This window comes from Rhizobium sp. KDH_Rht_773_N (genome assembly GCF_052946295.1).
Map to the genome: position 1 here is coordinate 2,321,700 of NZ_CM129525.1, position 16,042 is coordinate 2,337,741.

The following is a 16,042-nucleotide window of genomic DNA, read 5'->3' on the forward strand; positions in this document are numbered from 1 at the left end:
AAGTCATCAATGGTGCGGATGGGCGCATTTGCCGTGGTCGGCAAGCACCTCGATGACCCGGCACTGATCGACGCGGCCATGGCCGCAGCCTTCGACCATCAGCTCCAGTTCCGCTTTCAGGGCGTTCAGGCTGCGGATACGCTGCTCGACTTCGATGAGACGCGCCTTGGCGATGGCGTCGGCGGAGGCGCAGGACTGGTGCGGATCGTCCTGGAGCTGCAGCAGCGTGCGGATCGCCTCGATCTCGAAGCCCAGTTCGCGGGCATGGCGGATGAAGGCGAGGCGGTTGAGGTCCGATGGTTCGTAGGAGCGCTGGTTGCCTTCGCTGCGGCTCGGCGCAGATAATAGGCCGATGCCTTCATAATAGCGGATCGTCGGCACTTTGACGCCGCTTTGGCGGGCGGCTTCACCGATGGTGATCTTTTTCATGATTTTCCTCTTGCACCTCTAGTCGCTAGAGGATGTAGGAAGGATGCTGCCTACAAGCAAGGATTTACATCATGAGCGAAGCAGCACAGGCACGGTACCGGGTTGGCGGCATGGATTGCGCCGCCTGCGCAACGAAAATCGATACGGCCGTCCGGCGTGTGCCCGGCGTCGAAGACGTCTCCGTATCGGTAACGGCGGGCACGATGACGGTGCGCCACGACGGCAGCAGCGATCTCAAGGCGATCGAGAAGAAAGTGACCGGCCTTGGCTATTCGGTTGCGCCGCTTGCGGGCAAGGCTCCTGCGCGCGCAAGCAGGACTGATGATGACCATGCGCATCACGATCATGACCATGATCACGAGCATAGCCATGATCACCATGGGCATGAGCATGATGATCACGGGCATCACGACCATGATCATGAAGGCCACGGTCACGATCATGCCGGTCACGGTCATTCGGGCCACGGGCATTCGCATGGCGCCGGGGAAGTCGAAGGCCTGCATGGCCGTGACGGGCCGACGACCGGCCCCTGGTGGCAGAGCAGGAAAGGCCGGCTGACGATCCTGTCCGGCCTTGCCCTGATTGTCGCCTATATCGTGGGCCATCTGGTGCCCCCGATCGCCTCCTATGCGTTCGTCGTCGCTATGCTGGTCGGGCTGGTGCCGATCGCGCGCCGTGCGGTGATGGCGGCGCTTTCCGGTACGCCCTTTTCCATCGAAATGCTGATGACGATTGCCGCCGTCGGCGCGGTCATCATCAATGCCGGCGAGGAGGCGGCCACGGTCGTGTTCCTGTTCCTTGTCGGTGAACTGCTCGAAGGCGTCGCCGCCGGCAAGGCGCGTGCCAGCATCCAGTCGCTGACGACGCTGGTGCCGAAGAACGCGCTGCTGGAGTCGGGCGGCGAGGTGAAGGAAGTGCCGGCCGAGACGCTGGCGGTCGGTTCCGTCATTCTCGTTCGGCCGGGAGATCGGATTTCCGCTGATGGCACTATTCTCTCCGGCGAAAGCGCGATCGACGAGGCGCCGGTGACGGGCGAAAGCACGCCGGTGCGCAAAGGCGCAGGTGAGACGGTGTTTGCCGCGACGGTGAATGGTGATGCCGCATTGCGTGTGCGCGTCACGGCCGCTGCCGAAGACAATACGATTGCCCGCGTCGTCAAACTGGTGGAGGAAGCCCAGGAATCGAAGGCACCGACGGAGCGCTTCATCGATCGGTTCTCTCGCTATTACACGCCAGGTGTCGTCGTCGTGGCGGCGCTGGTCGCCGTCCTGCCGCCGCTGCTGACGGGCGGGGCATGGGGCGAGTGGGTCTACAAGGGTCTGGCGATCCTGTTGATCGGCTGCCCCTGCGCGCTGGTCATTTCCACGCCGGCGGCAATTGCTGCCTCGCTTTCGGCGGGAGCGCGCCGCGGTCTGCTGATGAAGGGCGGAGCGGTCCTGGAATCGCTCGGCAAGGTGACGGTCGTCGCCTTCGACAAGACGGGCACGCTGACCGAAGGCAAGCCGCAGGTCACCGATATCATTGCCTATGGACGTTCGGAGGCGGAGGTGCTTTCGCGCGCTGCCGTTCTCGAGCAGGGCTCCAGCCATCCGCTTGCGCTGGCGATCCTCAACCGTGCCAAGGCCGATCGCGTGCCCGTGCCGCCCGCTTTCGAGGTGGAAGCGTTGCCCGGCAAGGGCGTGACCGGCAAGGTGGGCGGCGAGACGCTCGATCTCCTGTCGCCGCCGGCCGCACGCGAGCGGGGGGCGTTGAACGCCGAACAGGATGAGCAGGTCGCGGTGCTGAACGGCGCGGGCAAGAGCGTTTCGGTACTGCTCGTCAGCGGCGCTGCGGCCGGCCTGATTGCCATGCGCGACGAGCCGCGCGAGGATGCAAAGAGCGGGCTTGCGACGCTGAAGGCGGCGGGCGTGCGCGCCATCATGCTGACGGGCGACAACAAGCGCACGGCAGCGGCCGTTGCCGGCGATCTCGGCATCGACTGGCAGGGTGAGCTGCTGCCGCAGGACAAGCAGCGCATCGTCGGCGAACTGAAGCGCGAAGGGCTGCTCGTCGCCAAGGTCGGCGACGGCATCAACGATGCGCCGGCACTTGCATCCGCCGATGTTGGCATCGCCATGGGCGGCGGCACCGACGTGGCGCTGGAAACGGCAGATGCTGCCGTGCTGCACGGGCGTGTCGGCGACGTGGCGCGCATGATCGACCTTTCGAAGCGGACGATGCGCAATATTTTCCAGAACATCAGCATCGCGCTCGGGCTGAAAGTCGTGTTCCTCGTTACCACCATCATCGGTCTGACCGGCCTGTGGCCGGCGATCCTCGCCGATACGGGCGCGACCGTGCTGGTGACAATGAATGCGCTTCGCCTTCTTCAGATAAAGACATAAAGATTTCTTTATGTCATCTTGACGTTCGGATGCGGCGGGTGCATGCTTGCCGCATCGTGGTTCTCGGGATCAGGCGATCCCGAGCTAAGAGGGAATTCGGTGCGGCTATCGCCAAGACCGGAGCTGCCCCCGCAACTGTAAGCGGATAGACACCGTCCTACGACGTCACTGGGAAGACGCCTGGGAAGACTGGACGATGTCGACGACCCGCAAGCCAGGAGACCTGCCGCGATAGATAACGTCCACGGGCGGGGTGTCCCGGTGTGCCGCTTTGCGCGAGACGGCACGCCTGTGGCCGCACCTCGTCGATGCGTTGCGCCTGAGCCTTGCCCATAACCTTCGGGGTAAGGAAATGACCATCAAGACTGCCAATCTCGGCTTTCCGAGGATCGGAAAACATCGCGAACTGAAATTCGCGCTGGAAAGCTATTGGGCCGGCAAATCCGACGCCGGCGCGCTTCTCGACGTGGCCAAGCGGCTGCGGGCCGAAAACTGGGGCCTGCAGAAAGAGAAGGGGATCGATATCATCCCTTCCAACGATTTCTCGCTTTACGACCATGTGCTCGACACGGCCGTCATGGTCGGTGCCGTTCCTGCTGCCTATGGCTGGAAGGGCGGTCTGGTTTCGCTCGACATCTATTTCGCCCTGGCGCGCGGGGCGACCGGCGACGAGGCGCATGCCGATTGCGGCCATCAGCACCATCGGGGGCATGGCGTGCCGGCGCTGGAAATGACGAAATGGTTCGATACGAACTATCATTATATGGTGCCGGAACTCGGTCCCGATCAGTCCTTCTCACTGACAGCCAACAGGCCGCTCGATGCCTTCATCGAGGCGAAGACGCTCGGCATCCATACACGTCCTGTCATTCTCGGTCCGGTCACGTTCCTGAAACTCGCCAAGGGAAGCGCGGAAGATTTTGCGCCGATCAGCCTGCTGGAACGCCTGCTGCCGGTCTATGCAAGGGTGCTTGCGGAACTCAGCGCCGCCGGGGCCGACTGGGTACAGATCGACGAACCGTGCCTCGTGCTGGATCTCTCGGGAGAAGAGCAGGCGGCTCTCATACATGCCTACGGGGCGCTGCACGAACTGGTGCCGAACCTGAAGATCATGCTCACCACCTATTTCGGCGCAATCGGCGACAATCTGTCGATGGCGCTTGCGTTGCCGGTCGCGGGGCTGCATGTCGATCTCGTTCGCGCTCCGCAGCAGATCGACGCGCTTCTCAAGGCGCCTGACGGCCTGGTGTTGTCGCTCGGCGTCATCGACGGGCGCAACATCTGGAGGGCGGACCTCGCTGCGATCCTGGAGAAGATTGAACCGCTGGTCCGGCATTTCGGTGCCGACCGGCTGCAGATCGCGCCCTCCTGCTCGCTGCTGCATGTGCCGATCGATCTGGAACTGGAGACCGGGCTTGATGGTGAGCTGAGATCGTGGCTCGCCTTCGCGACCCAGAAACTGGACGAAATTGCAGCGCTCGGCAATGCCGGCAATGCTTCCGGGGCGATTGCGGCCGCCTCGCAGGCCGTCGCCTCGCGGGCTCGATCCGCGCGCGTGCATGACCAGAAAGTCAGGCAGCGCGTCGGCGCGATCGATGCGGCGATGAAGACACGCGGCAGTGCCTTTGCCGAGCGGACAGGCCTGCAGGAGCGTAAACTTCGGCTGCCGCTCTTTCCAACGACGACGATCGGCTCCTTCCCGCAGACGTCGGACGTGCGAAAATCCCGCTCGGCCTTCACCAGGGGCACGATCAGCGAGACAGAGTACGATGCCTTCCTGAAAAAGGAGACCGAAGCGGCGATCCGCTGGCAGGAAGAGATCGGCCTCGACGTGCTCGTCCACGGCGAATTCGAGCGTAACGACATGGTGCAGTATTTCGGCGAGCAGCTTTCCGGCTTTGCCTTCACGCAGCATGCCTGGGTGCAGAGTTACGGCTCGCGCTATGTCCGCCCGCCCATCATCTTCGGCGACGTCTCCCGCCCCGCACCGATGACGGTGGAATGGTGGCGTTATGCGCAATCGCTGACGCAAAAGCCGGTCAAGGGCATGCTGACCGGGCCGGTGACGATCCTCAACTGGTCCTTCGTGCGCGACGATCTCTCGCGTGCCGATGTCAGCCGGCAGATCGCGCTCGCGATCCGTGACGAGGTGCTCGATCTCGAACGGGCCGGCGCGGCGATGATCCAGATCGACGAGGCCGCCCTTCGCGAAGGTCTGCCGCTGCGCAAGGCCGATTGGAAGACCTATCTCGACTGGGCTGTCGAAAGTTTTCGCCTGTGCTCATCCGGCGTATCGGACGAAACGCAGATCCACACGCATATGTGCTATTCGGAGTTCAACCAGATCATCGATGCGATTGCGGCGATGGATGCCGACGTGATCTCGATCGAGACCTCACGGTCGAAGATGGAACTGCTGGAGGCCTTCCGCAGCTACAAATATCCGAACGAGATCGGCCCCGGCGTCTACGACATCCATTCGCCCCGCGTTCCCGAAGTCGAGGAGATGACCGAACTCCTGACGCTGGCGCGCCAGCGTCTGACGGATGGGCAGCTCTGGATCAATCCGGATTGCGGATTGAAGACGCGCAAGTGGGAAGAGGTTCGCCCGGCGCTCGTCAACATGGTCGCTGCCGCAAGGCTGCTGCGTGGGGCGGCAGCATCGACCCACTCCTGAGCGTCCAAGTGATTCCCGGAAGCCGGCGATCTGCCGGCTTCCACCCGCAAGCCCTCCTCCGCAGCCTGCTTTCTTTAAGCATCCGTTAACCACGTTTTTCACAGGAATGCAGCGATTTCAAACATGCCGTAACGCGATGCACAAACCATCCGTTGACGCAAACCGGGATTCGCGTACTATATCTAGTGTTCAAGGTTCTTTCGATTCGCGAGAGTCGAGGGCTAAGACGGGAATACGGTGCGTTTCGCCATGACGGCGCGACAAGGCCGTAGCTGCCCCCGCAACTGTAAGCGGCGAGCAACTGTCCGATTTCAGGTCACTGAGGCATGAAGCTTTGGGAAGGCTGGGGGCAGGGTGCTTCGACCCGCGAGCCAGGAGACCTGCCTTGAACGAGATGTCCACGGGCGGGGTGTCCGGAAGGTCGCGTAGATGTCAGGCGGAGAAATCCGCATCCGTTGCGCTGCCCCCGAACGTCCGCATGAACACTTCGGGGTTGAAGTCATGTCGAGAGCATCAAAACCGCCGCCTGCGCAGATCCTGCGGGGAAGAGTGTTCGGCGTGTAATACGCCCATTTGCCAGATCCATATCAAGCGTTGCCTCGGACGCCGCAAGGCGCCCGATCCCGGTATTGCGTCCGGAATCCATTGACATCACGAGGAACATGATGAGCGTTACCGTTTACAGCAAGCCTGCCTGCGTACAGTGCACCGCTACCTACCGCGCCCTCGACCGTCTGGGCGTCGACTATCAGATCATCGATATTTCCGAGGATGCCGACGCGCTCGATCGCGTGCGCGGCATGGGCTACATGCAGGTCCCGGTCGTCGTTGCCGGCGACAGCCACTGGGCGGGTTTCCGTCCCGACATGATCAGCGCGCTCTCCTGAGCGGAGAGGAGCGATGGGCCTGATCGTCTATTTTTCCAGCCGGTCCGAGAATACCCATCGTTTCGTCGAGAAGCTGGGACTGCGCGCGGCGCGCATTCCCCTCGGCGCTGAAGACATCCACGTTCACGAACCCTATGTGCTGATCTCGCCCACCTATTGCGGCGACGGCGGCCCGGGAATCGTGAAGGGAGCCGTGCCCAAGCAGGTGATCCGCTTCCTCAACGACGCGGAAAACCGCTCCAACATCCGCGGCGTGATTGCTGCGGGCAACAGCAATTTCGGCGAGACCTACGGGCTTGCCGGCGACGTGATCTCGCAGAAGTGCCGGGTGCCGTATCTCTACCGGTTCGAGCTTCTGGGAACTGCCGAGGATGTCGCCAATGTCAAAAACGGGATGGGACGATTTTGGACACGGGAACAAGCCTGACGCGAGATGCGGGCGCAAAGCCGCTGAAGGCGGCCGAAGCGCTGGACTACCACGCGCTGAACGCGATGCTGAACCTCTATGACGATGAGGGAAAGATCCAGCTCGACAAGGACCGCATGGCGGCCAAGCAGTATTTCCTGCAGCATGTGAACCAGAACACGGTGTTCTTCCACAATCTTCGGGAGAAGCTCGATTATCTCGTAACTGAAGGCTATTACGAGCAGGACGTGCTCGACCAGTATTCTTTCAATTTTGTGCGTGACCTGTTCGACCAGGCCTATGCCAAGAAGTTCCGTTTTCCGACCTTCCTCGGCGCCTTCAAATATTACACCAGCTATACGCTGAAGACTTTCGACGGCAAGCGCTACCTGGAGCGTTATGAAGACCGTATCTGCATGGTGGCGCTGACGCTGGCCGGGGGCAACGAGCAGCTCGCCCGCGATCTGGTCGAAGAGATCATCACCGGCCGTTTCCAGCCGGCAACGCCGACCTTCCTCAATGCCGGCAAGAAACAGCGCGGCGAGCTCGTCTCGTGCTTCCTGCTGCGCGTCGAAGACAATATGGAATCGATCGGCCGCTCCATCAATTCCGCACTGCAGCTTTCCAAGCGCGGCGGCGGCGTGGCGCTGTCCTTGACGAACATCCGTGAAGCCGGTGCGCCGATCAAGCAGATCGAGAACCAGTCCTCCGGCATCATTCCCGTCATGAAGCTGCTGGAAGACAGTTTCTCCTATGCCAACCAGCTCGGTGCGCGGCAGGGGGCGGGCGCCGTCTATCTCAACGCGCATCACCCCGATATCATGCGCTTCCTCGATACCAAGCGCGAAAATGCCGACGAGAAGATCCGCATCAAGACGCTGTCGCTCGGCGTCGTCGTGCCCGACATCACCTTCGAGCTCGCCAGGAACAACGAGGATATGTACCTCTTCTCGCCCTATGACGTGGAGCGGGTCTATGGCGTGCCCTTCACCGAAATCTCGGTGACGGAGAAGTATCGCGAGATGGTGGCGGATGCCCGTATCACCAAGAAGAAGATCAAGGCGCGCGAATTCTTCCAGGTGATCGCCGAGATCCAGTTCGAGAGCGGCTATCCCTACATCATGTTCGAAGACACGGTGAACCGGGCAAACCCGATCGACGGCCGCATCACCATGAGCAATCTCTGCTCGGAAATCCTGCAGGTGAGCGAGGCGAGCACCTTCAACGACGACCTGTCCTACAAGCATCTCGGCAAGGATATTTCCTGCAATCTCGGCTCGCTCAACATCGCCATGGCGATGGATTCATCCGATTTCGGCAAGACGATCGAAACCTCGATCCGGGCGCTGACGGCCGTTTCCGACATGAGCCATATTTCCTCGGTTCCGTCGATCGAAAAGGGCAATGACGACAGCCACGCCATCGGCCTGGGACAGATGAACCTGCACGGATATCTCGCCCGCGAGCGCATCCACTACGGTTCGGAAGAGGGCGTCGATTTCACCAATATCTATTTCTATACGGTGACCTATCACGCGCTGCGCGCCTCCAACCGCCTGGCGGTCGAGCGTGGTTCAAGCTTCAAGGGTTTCGAGAAGTCGAAATATGCCTCGGGCGACTATTTCGACAAATATACCGAGCAGGAATGGAAGCCGGCGACCGAGAAGGTGCAGGCGCTGTTTGACGGCGCCGGCATTCATATTCCGACGCGGGAAGACTGGCTGGAGCTGAAGAAGGCCGTCATGGCCTCCGGGCTCTATAATCAGAACCTGCAGGCCGTGCCGCCGACGGGCTCGATCTCCTACATCAACCACTCGACCTCCTCGATCCACCCGATCGTGTCGAAGATCGAGATCCGCAAGGAAGGCAAGATCGGCCGCGTCTATTATCCCGCGCCGTTCATGACCAACGACAATCTCGACTATTACGAGGACGCCTACGAGATCGGACCGGAGAAGATCATCGATACCTACGCGGCGGCCACCCGGCATGTCGACCAGGGCCTGTCGCTGACGTTGTTCTTCCGCGATACGGCAACGACGCGCGACATCAACCGCGCCCAGATCTATGCCTGGAAGAAGGGCATCAAGACGATCTACTACGTCCGCCTTCGCCAGATGGCGCTGTCCGGTACCGAGGTGCAGGGCTGCGTGTCTTGCACGCTGTGATTTGATTTCCGGCTCTGGGCCGAGAGTTTCGAGCCCGTGGCCCCCTCATTCGCCTGCCGGCACCTTCTCCCCGATGGGGAGAAGAAACAAGCGGCTTGCACGGCGTCCCCCTCCCCCAGCGGGGAGAGGGCAGGGTGAGGGGGCCACGAACTCCAACAGATTTTGTCGAGGAAAGACAGACTAATGAACATGGCCTTCAAACCCGCCTCCCGCGTGCGCGCCATCAACTGGAACCGTATCGAGGACGACAAGGATCTCGAAGTCTGGAACCGCCTCACCGGCAATTTCTGGCTGCCGGAAAAAGTGCCGCTGTCGAACGACATTCCCTCCTGGGCAACGCTGACGGCGGCCGAGCAGCAGCTGACGATCCGCGTCTTCACCGGGTTGACGCTGCTCGACACGATCCAGAACGGCGTCGGCGCGGTCAAGCTGATGGCCGATGCGGCAACCCCGCATGAGGAGGCGGTGCTCTCCAACATTTCCTTCATGGAGGCGGTGCATGCGCGCTCCTATTCCTCGATCTTCTCGACGCTCTGCCTGACGCCAGATGTCGACGATGCCTATCGCTGGTCGGAGGAGAACGAGTTCCTGCAACGCAAGGCGGCGCTGATCATGGAGCATTATGCGTCCGGCGATGCGCTCAGGAAGAAGGTTGCGAGCGTCTTCCTCGAAAGCTTCCTTTTCTATTCCGGCTTCTATCTGCCGATGTACTGGTCGAGCCGCGCCAAGCTCACCAATACGGCGGACATGATCCGGCTCATTATCCGCGACGAGGCGGTGCACGGCTATTATATCGGCTACAAGTTCCAGCGCGGCCTGGAAAAACTCTCCGAAGAGCGCCGGCAGGAGATCAAGGATTTTGCCTTCGACCTGCTGCTCGAACTCTACGACAACGAGGCGAAATATACAGAAGCGCTCTATGACGGCGTCGGGCTGAGTGAGGACGTCAAGAAGTTCCTGCACTACAATGCCAACAAGGCGCTGATGAACCTTGGCTACGAGGCGCTGTTTCCGGCCGAGGCCTGCAAGGTCAATCCGGCGATCCTGTCGGCGCTGTCGCCCAATGCGGACGAGAACCACGACTTCTTCTCGGGCTCAGGCTCGTCCTATGTCATCGGCAAGGCTGTCGCCACCGAAGACGAAGACTGGGATTTCTAGGGATTAACCGCACGTAGCCCCTTATCATCCGGCCCGCTATCGCCCACATTCAGCGCGAGCAGAGATTCTGTTTTCGGTCTGATGTGGCGTAGCGGGAGTTTTCGATGAAGTCTTCTTTCAAAAGGGCGGATGCGTCCGGCGAAGCTGCCGAGGGCGTCTGGCCGATCCGCCGGCGCCGGATTCTCGACTGGCTGGTCAACGAGACACGCGGCGAGCGCTTCATCGACAATATCCTGGTGGAAATGTGCGAGAGGCTCCTGGCGGCCGGTGTGCCGGTGACGCGCTCGAGCCTGCATTTTCGCACCAATCACCCGCAATGGATCGGTGCCCGCATCCTGTGGACGAAAGGGATGAAGGAGGCAAAGATCAACACCTTTGCCTATGGCGTGGAAAAGACGCCGCAGTTCCTGAACAGCCCGGTCAACGAGATCCACAACGGCGCGGGCGAGGTGCGGATGAACCTCGAAGGCGACGGGGAGCAATATACCTATCCGCTCTATCAGGAGCTGCGGGACGGCGGGTTTACCGAATATATCGCCTGGCCTGTCGAGCATACGTTCGACAAGCGCCACATCGTCACCTTCTCCACCAACAAGCCCGGCGGCTTTGACGACGATCACATCGATTTCCTGCGCGACCTGCTGCCGGCCCTGACGCTCGTCAGCGAAATCAGGCTGAAGAACATCATGGCACGCACGATGTTGCAGACCTATGTGGGGCCGCACGCGAGCGAACAGATTCTTTCCGGCGTTACGACGCGCGGCAGCGGCATGACGGTGGGGGCGGCGATCATGATCTGCGACCTGCGCGACTTTACGAGCATTTCCGATCTCTGGCCGCGCGACGATGTCATTCAACTGCTCAACGATTATTTCGATGCCATATCCGATCCGATCGAGCGCAACGGCGGCGAGATCCTCAAATTCATGGGCGATGGACTGCTGGCTATCTTTCCGCTGACAAAGCCGACCGCCTGCAACGATCTTCTGAGCGCGATCCGCGGCGGCCAGGCGGCGATGGCGCGGCTGAACAAGAGGCTGCGGCGCGCGGGCCGCGATCCGCTGCGTTACGGCGTCGGCGTGCATGTCGGCGATGTCATGTACGGCAATATCGGATCACGCCGGCGGCTGGACTTCACCGTTATCGGCCCGGCGGTCAACATCGCCTCGCGGCTCGAAAGCCTGACGAAGGAGGTCAAGCGGCCCGTACTGCTGTCGCGCGCTTTCGTCGAGATGGCGAGCTGCGACGAAGAGATGGACGATCTCGGCACCTTCCCGTTGCGCGGGCTCGGCGAGCCGGTCGACGTCTTCGCCTTCCGGGACAACTGACGGCACGCTCAGGCGAGCGGAAAGTTGATCTGCGGCGGCAGCAGCAGGCTGTCGTTTTCGGCTGCCGGATTGCCGATGCGCTGAAGAAGCATCCGGCCGAGATGTTCGCCGGCCTCGACCAGATCCTCGTAGATCGTGTCGATCTTCGGCTGAAGGTGCGTCAGGAGATGGGACGTCTCCTTGGCGACGATATCGTAATCTTCGGCCAGGACGCGGCCGGCATCGCCCATCGCGCTGACGAGCGCCAGCGCGGAAACCTCGCCCGGACAGACAAAACCGTCGGGAACGTCAGGGGCGGCGGCGCGCGCGCGGAAGAAATCCCTCAGTTCGTTGGCCGGCGAATCGAGCGTGACGGCCTCCGATATTTCGTAGGCGACGCCCGCCTCGCGCACGGCGGTCATGAAGCCGTGAAGGATGTGCTGGCTGAAGGTCAGGCGTTTCGGGGGCATGACGACCGTGACCTTCTTCCTGCCCTTGGCGATCAGGCGCCGGGTGGCTTCATAGGCGAAGGCGTAATTGTCGTAATCGACATAAGGGTGCGGCGTCGAAAATTCGGTGCGCCCGTGGGAAACGAAAGGGAAGCCCACCTCCTGCAGCATCCGCACGCGCGCATCGAAGGGCTCCGTGCGCGTGAAGATCAGGCCGTCGGCGAAATTGTTGCGGACGATATATTCCGCCGCTTCGAGATCGGTCGTCGATAGGAAATTCGGGGCAACGACGAGGTGGTAGGACGTCTCTTTCAGCACCTTGGCGATGCCGTACATGATGGCGGTGCCGAAACCGACGACTTCCTGGTGCGGATCGAGAAGGATGCTGATGACATTGGTGCGGCCCGTCTTGAGGCGCTGGGCGGCGCGGTCGGGCAGGTAGCCGATCTCGCGGGCAATGCGGTGGACGCGCTCGCGCGTCTCGACCGATATCTGCGGCGCATCGCTCAAGGCGCGCGAAACCGTCGTCACCGCAAGACCGGTCAAGGTCGCGATCGTGCGCAAAGTCGGCTTGCCGCGTCTTTGCGCGGCGTCCGGATTTTCACCACGTTGCAGTTGGGACGATTCGGTCACTGAGGACATTCCGTGCTGGATCGCGGCTACAATAACACGATGAAACCGGCGTGCAATCAATCAATGCAAACGATTTAAATTTTTACGATTTCTTAGCTCTTCCAAAAAAATCAAATAAAATCAACAGTTATTTGACTAATCATATTTTTCTCGGGAGTCGAGGAAGGACTTGACGCGGCTGCGTTTATAACGTTTTAAATTGTCAACCGCGCTGGGAGGCGCGGTCTGGTGCCTGACCGCCCTTGCGGCGGACAGCATCGGGGCGGCTGAGGCGGATCTCGCTGCCCATTCACGAACGGGAGGATATTCATGCGCAAGTTTTTGAGCTCGGCAGCCCTTGCTGTCGTGATGATGGCGGGCTTCGGCAGCGCTCATGCGGCCGACGTCAAGGAAGTCCAGATGCTGCACTGGTGGACGTCGGGCGGCGAAGCCGCGGCGCTCAACGTGCTGAAGGGCGACCTTGCCAAGGAAGGCTATGCCTGGAAGGACGTTCCGGTCGCCGGCGGCGGCGGCGATGCGGCCATGACCGCGCTGAAGGCGATGGTTGCGGCCGGTACCTATCCGACCGCTTCGCAGATGCTCGGCTACACCGTGCTCGACTATGCCCAGGCCGGCGTCATGGGCGACCTGACCGAGACGGCGAAGAAGGAAGGCTGGGACAAATCTGTTCCGGCCGCGCTGCAGAAGTTCTCCGTCTATGACGGCAAGTGGGTCGCAGCACCGGTCAACGTCCACTCCGTCAACTGGCTTTGGATCAACAAGTCCGTCATGGACAAGATCGGCGGTACGCAGCCGAAGACCTTCGACGACCTGATCGCGCTGCTCGACAAGGCGAAGGCAGCCGGCGTCATCCCGCTCGCCCTCGGCGGTCAGAACTGGCAGGAAGCCACGATGTTCGATTCCATCGTGCTGTCGACCGGCGGTCCGGAGTTCTACAAGAAGGCCTTCAACGATCTCGACGAGGAGTCGCTGAAGTCCGACACGATGAAGAAGTCGTTCGATAACCTCGCCAAGATCATTCAGTATGTCGATCCAAACTTCTCGGGCCGCGACTGGAACCTGGCGACCGCCATGGTCATCAAGGGCGATGCGCTCGTGCAGGTCATGGGTGACTGGGCGAAGGGCGAATTCGTCGCCGCCAAGAAGACCCCGAACACCGACTTCCTGTGCTACCGCTTCCCCGGCACCGACGGCAGCGTGATCTACAATTCCGACATGTTCGGCATGTTCAACGTTCCCGACGACCGCAAGGCCGCGCAGGTCGCGCTCGCCACGGCAACGCTGTCGAAGAGCTTCCAGTCCGCCTTCAACGTCGTCAAGGGTTCGGTTCCTGCCCGTACCGACGTTCCGGATACGGATTTCGACGCCTGCGGCAAGAAGGGCATTGCCGACTTGAAGGCTGCCAACGAGGGCGGCACGCTGTTCGGTTCGCTGGCACAGGGTTATGGTGCCCCGCCGGCAATCGCCAACGCCTATAAGGACGTCGTTTCGAAATTCGTCCATGGTCAGATCAAGACCTCGGACGAAGCCGTAACCCAGCTCGTCCAAGCCATCGACGACGCCCGCTAACATTCCCACCGATCACGGCTTTCCCGCCTTTCCTGCGGGAAAGCCACAGCCCCTGCCATGCGGGGAGGAGATGATCCCATGAGCACAGTTGCGACCACGGATCCGGTCCTGACGTCGAAATCTTCCACCCGCACGTCCATTCGAGGCCGGCTGCAGGATGCGCTGCCGAAGATCGTGCTGGCGCCGAGTTTCCTCATCACCGTCATCTTCGTCTACGGTTTCATCGTCTGGACGGCCTATCTCTCCTTCACCAATTCCAAGACCTTTCCGTCCTATGCGCTGACCGGCTCGCGCGCCTATCAGCGGCTCTGGCGCTGGACGTTCGAGAGCGATCCGCCGTCCTCCTGGTACACGTCGATCACCAATATGGGGATCTTCGGCTTCCTCTATATTTTCATCTGCCTGGGGCTCGGCCTGCTGCTCGCCATCCTTCTCGACCAGAAAATCCGCGGCGAAGGTATCCTGCGGCCGATCTTCCTCTATCCGATGGCGCTCTCCTTCATCGTAACAGGCGTTGCCTGGAAATGGTTCCTCGATCCGGGGCTCGGGCTGGAGCAGACGCTGCACCATTTCGGCTGGACGAGCTTCCATTTCGACTGGATCAAGAACAAGGATTTCGTCATCTACACCGTCGTCATCGCCGGTGTCTGGCAGGCCTCGGGCTTCGTCATGGCGATGTTCCTCGCCGGCCTGCGCGGTATCGACGGCGAAATCATGAAGGCGGCGCAGATCGATGGCGCCTCGCCCTTCCAGATGTACCGGCGCATCGTCATTCCGATGCTGCGGCCGATCTTCCTGTCGGCCTTCATCGTGCTCGCCCATATGGCGATCAAATCCTACGACCTCGTGGTCGCGCTGACATCGGGTGGCCCCGGCGGTTCCGCCTGGCTGCCGTCCAACTTCATGTACGAATATACGTTCAAGCGGAATGAAATGGCTGTCGGTTCCGCGAGCGCCATCATCATGCTGATGACCATCTCGGCGATCATCGTTCCCTATCTCTATTCCGAACTGAGGGAGAAGGCGCGATGAGCAGCATTACCTCCTCCGAGATCGCGCATAGCGGCAATAGCGGCCGCTGGATCGGCCGGGTCATCATTTACGGCCTGCTGCTGATCTTTGCGGTTCTCTATCTGATGCCGCTCTTCGTGATGCTGACGACCTCGTTCAAGACCATGGACGAGATCCAGGGCGGCAACATGCTGGCGCTGCCGCAGTCGCCGACGCTCGACCCCTGGTTCAAGGCCTGGGGCGAAGCCTGTGTCGGCCTCACCTGCACCGGCATCAAGGGCTATTTCTGGAACTCGATCAAGATGGTCGTACCGGCAGTGGCGATCTCGACTATCCTGGGTGCACTAAACGGCTACGTGCTGACCAAATGGCGTTTTCCGGGCCATACGCTGGTCTTCGGGCTGATGCTCTTTGCCTGCTTCATCCCGTTCCAGTCGGTGCTCCTGCCGATGGCGACCATTCTGGGCGCGCTCGGCCGTTTCGGCATGACGCTGCAGAATGCCACGGGCTTCAGCTTTGGCTTCGGCAATCCGACCGTGAACCTCGTCTTCGTGCACGTCGTTTACGGCCTCGGCTTCACGACGCTATTCTTCCGCAATTTCTACGAGGCTTTCCCGACGGAGCTCGTGAAGGCGGCGCAGGTGGATGGCGCGAGCTTCTTCCAGATCTTCCGCCGCATCATGCTGCCGAACTCGCTGCCGATCATCGTGGTGACGGTCATCTACCAGTTCACCAATATCTGGAACGACTTCCTTTTCGCTTCGGCCTATGCCGGCACGGGCGATTCCATGCCGATGACGGTGGCGCTGAACAACGTCGTCAATACCTCGACCGGCGTGGTCGAATACAATGTCAACATGGCTGCGGCGATGATCGCGGCCGTACCTACGCTCATCGTCTATATCCTCGCCGGCCGCTACTTCGTGCGCGGTCTGATGGCGGGCGCCGTCAAAGGGTGATC

At 61.2% G+C, this 16,042-nt stretch carries 12 protein-coding genes and 2 riboswitches; of the genes, 10 read left to right on the forward strand and 2 right to left on the reverse strand.

Annotated features, from left to right (window positions below; genetic code table 11):
* Positions 1 to 6: 6 nt before the first annotated feature.
* Positions 7 to 429 (reverse strand): MerR family transcriptional regulator, encoded by a 423-nt coding sequence (locus tag ACU8HS_RS11660; RefSeq protein ID WP_112563461.1) that lies wholly within the window; start codon positions 427 to 429, stop codon positions 7 to 9.
* Between the two features lie 71 nt (positions 430 to 500).
* On the opposite strand from ACU8HS_RS11660, the gene ACU8HS_RS11665 reads away from it, so the two are divergent.
* The 7 genes from ACU8HS_RS11665 to ACU8HS_RS11695 all read left to right on the forward strand — a co-directional run bounded on the left by ACU8HS_RS11665 (position 501) and on the right by ACU8HS_RS11695 (position 11,440).
* Positions 501 to 2,816 carry a heavy metal translocating P-type ATPase gene (locus ACU8HS_RS11665; RefSeq protein WP_113412840.1) on the forward strand — a complete coding sequence of 772 codons (2,316 nt, stop codon included), beginning with the start codon at positions 501 to 503 and terminating at the stop codon, positions 2,814 to 2,816.
* 40 nt (positions 2,817 to 2,856) lie between these two features.
* Positions 2,857 to 3,061, forward strand: a riboswitch (cobalamin riboswitch).
* A gap of 107 nt (positions 3,062 to 3,168) precedes the next feature.
* Positions 3,169 to 5,493 (forward strand): 5-methyltetrahydropteroyltriglutamate--homocysteine S-methyltransferase, encoded by a 2,325-nt coding sequence (gene metE, locus ACU8HS_RS11670; RefSeq protein WP_447014455.1) that lies wholly within the window; start codon positions 3,169 to 3,171, stop codon positions 5,491 to 5,493.
* A gap of 175 nt (positions 5,494 to 5,668) precedes the next feature.
* Positions 5,669 to 5,895: riboswitch (cobalamin riboswitch) on the forward strand.
* A 263-nt stretch (positions 5,896 to 6,158) separates the two neighbouring features.
* Positions 6,159 to 6,380, forward strand: coding sequence for a glutaredoxin-like protein NrdH (gene nrdH, locus ACU8HS_RS11675; protein ID WP_037103253.1), 222 nt, complete (start codon positions 6,159 to 6,161; stop codon positions 6,378 to 6,380).
* Positions 6,381 to 6,393: 13 nt separating this feature from the next.
* The gene (nrdI, locus tag ACU8HS_RS11680; protein ID WP_113412841.1) at positions 6,394 to 6,807 is read left to right on the forward strand and encodes a class Ib ribonucleoside-diphosphate reductase assembly flavoprotein NrdI; all 414 of its coding nucleotides are present in this window, start codon (positions 6,394 to 6,396) and stop codon (positions 6,805 to 6,807) included.
* The gene (nrdE, locus tag ACU8HS_RS11685) at positions 6,786 to 8,954 is read left to right on the forward strand and encodes a class 1b ribonucleoside-diphosphate reductase subunit alpha (protein WP_113412842.1); all 2,169 of its coding nucleotides are present in this window, start codon (positions 6,786 to 6,788) and stop codon (positions 8,952 to 8,954) included. The genes nrdI and nrdE overlap by 22 nt, the downstream gene beginning before the upstream one ends.
* A gap of 183 nt (positions 8,955 to 9,137) precedes the next feature.
* Positions 9,138 to 10,112, forward strand: coding sequence for a class 1b ribonucleoside-diphosphate reductase subunit beta (nrdF, locus tag ACU8HS_RS11690; protein WP_112756276.1), 975 nt, complete (start codon positions 9,138 to 9,140; stop codon positions 10,110 to 10,112).
* Positions 10,113 to 10,216: 104 nt separating this feature from the next.
* Positions 10,217 to 11,440, forward strand: coding sequence for an adenylate/guanylate cyclase domain-containing protein (locus tag ACU8HS_RS11695; RefSeq protein ID WP_112703814.1), 1,224 nt, complete (start codon positions 10,217 to 10,219; stop codon positions 11,438 to 11,440).
* A gap of 8 nt (positions 11,441 to 11,448) precedes the next feature.
* Here ACU8HS_RS11695 and ACU8HS_RS11700 read toward each other — a convergent pair whose 3' ends face one another.
* Entirely contained in the window at positions 11,449 to 12,501 is a 1,053-nt protein-coding gene (locus ACU8HS_RS11700; protein ID WP_112563473.1) for a LacI family transcriptional regulator, read from the reverse strand.
* A gap of 309 nt (positions 12,502 to 12,810) precedes the next feature.
* On the opposite strand from ACU8HS_RS11700, the gene ACU8HS_RS11705 reads away from it, so the two are divergent.
* The 3 genes from ACU8HS_RS11705 (at position 12,811) to ACU8HS_RS11715 (ending at position 16,040) form a co-directional block, all read left to right on the forward strand.
* Positions 12,811 to 14,070, forward strand: coding sequence for an ABC transporter substrate-binding protein (locus ACU8HS_RS11705; RefSeq protein WP_112563475.1), 1,260 nt, complete (start codon positions 12,811 to 12,813; stop codon positions 14,068 to 14,070).
* A 78-nt stretch (positions 14,071 to 14,148) separates the two neighbouring features.
* The gene (locus ACU8HS_RS11710) at positions 14,149 to 15,102 is read left to right on the forward strand and encodes a carbohydrate ABC transporter permease (RefSeq protein ID WP_112563477.1); all 954 of its coding nucleotides are present in this window, start codon (positions 14,149 to 14,151) and stop codon (positions 15,100 to 15,102) included.
* Positions 15,099 to 16,040, forward strand: a complete 942-nt coding sequence (locus tag ACU8HS_RS11715; RefSeq protein ID WP_112754847.1) for a carbohydrate ABC transporter permease — start codon at positions 15,099 to 15,101, stop codon at positions 16,038 to 16,040. The genes ACU8HS_RS11710 and ACU8HS_RS11715 overlap by 4 nt, the downstream gene beginning before the upstream one ends.
* The last annotated feature ends 2 nt before the right edge of the window (positions 16,041 to 16,042 follow it).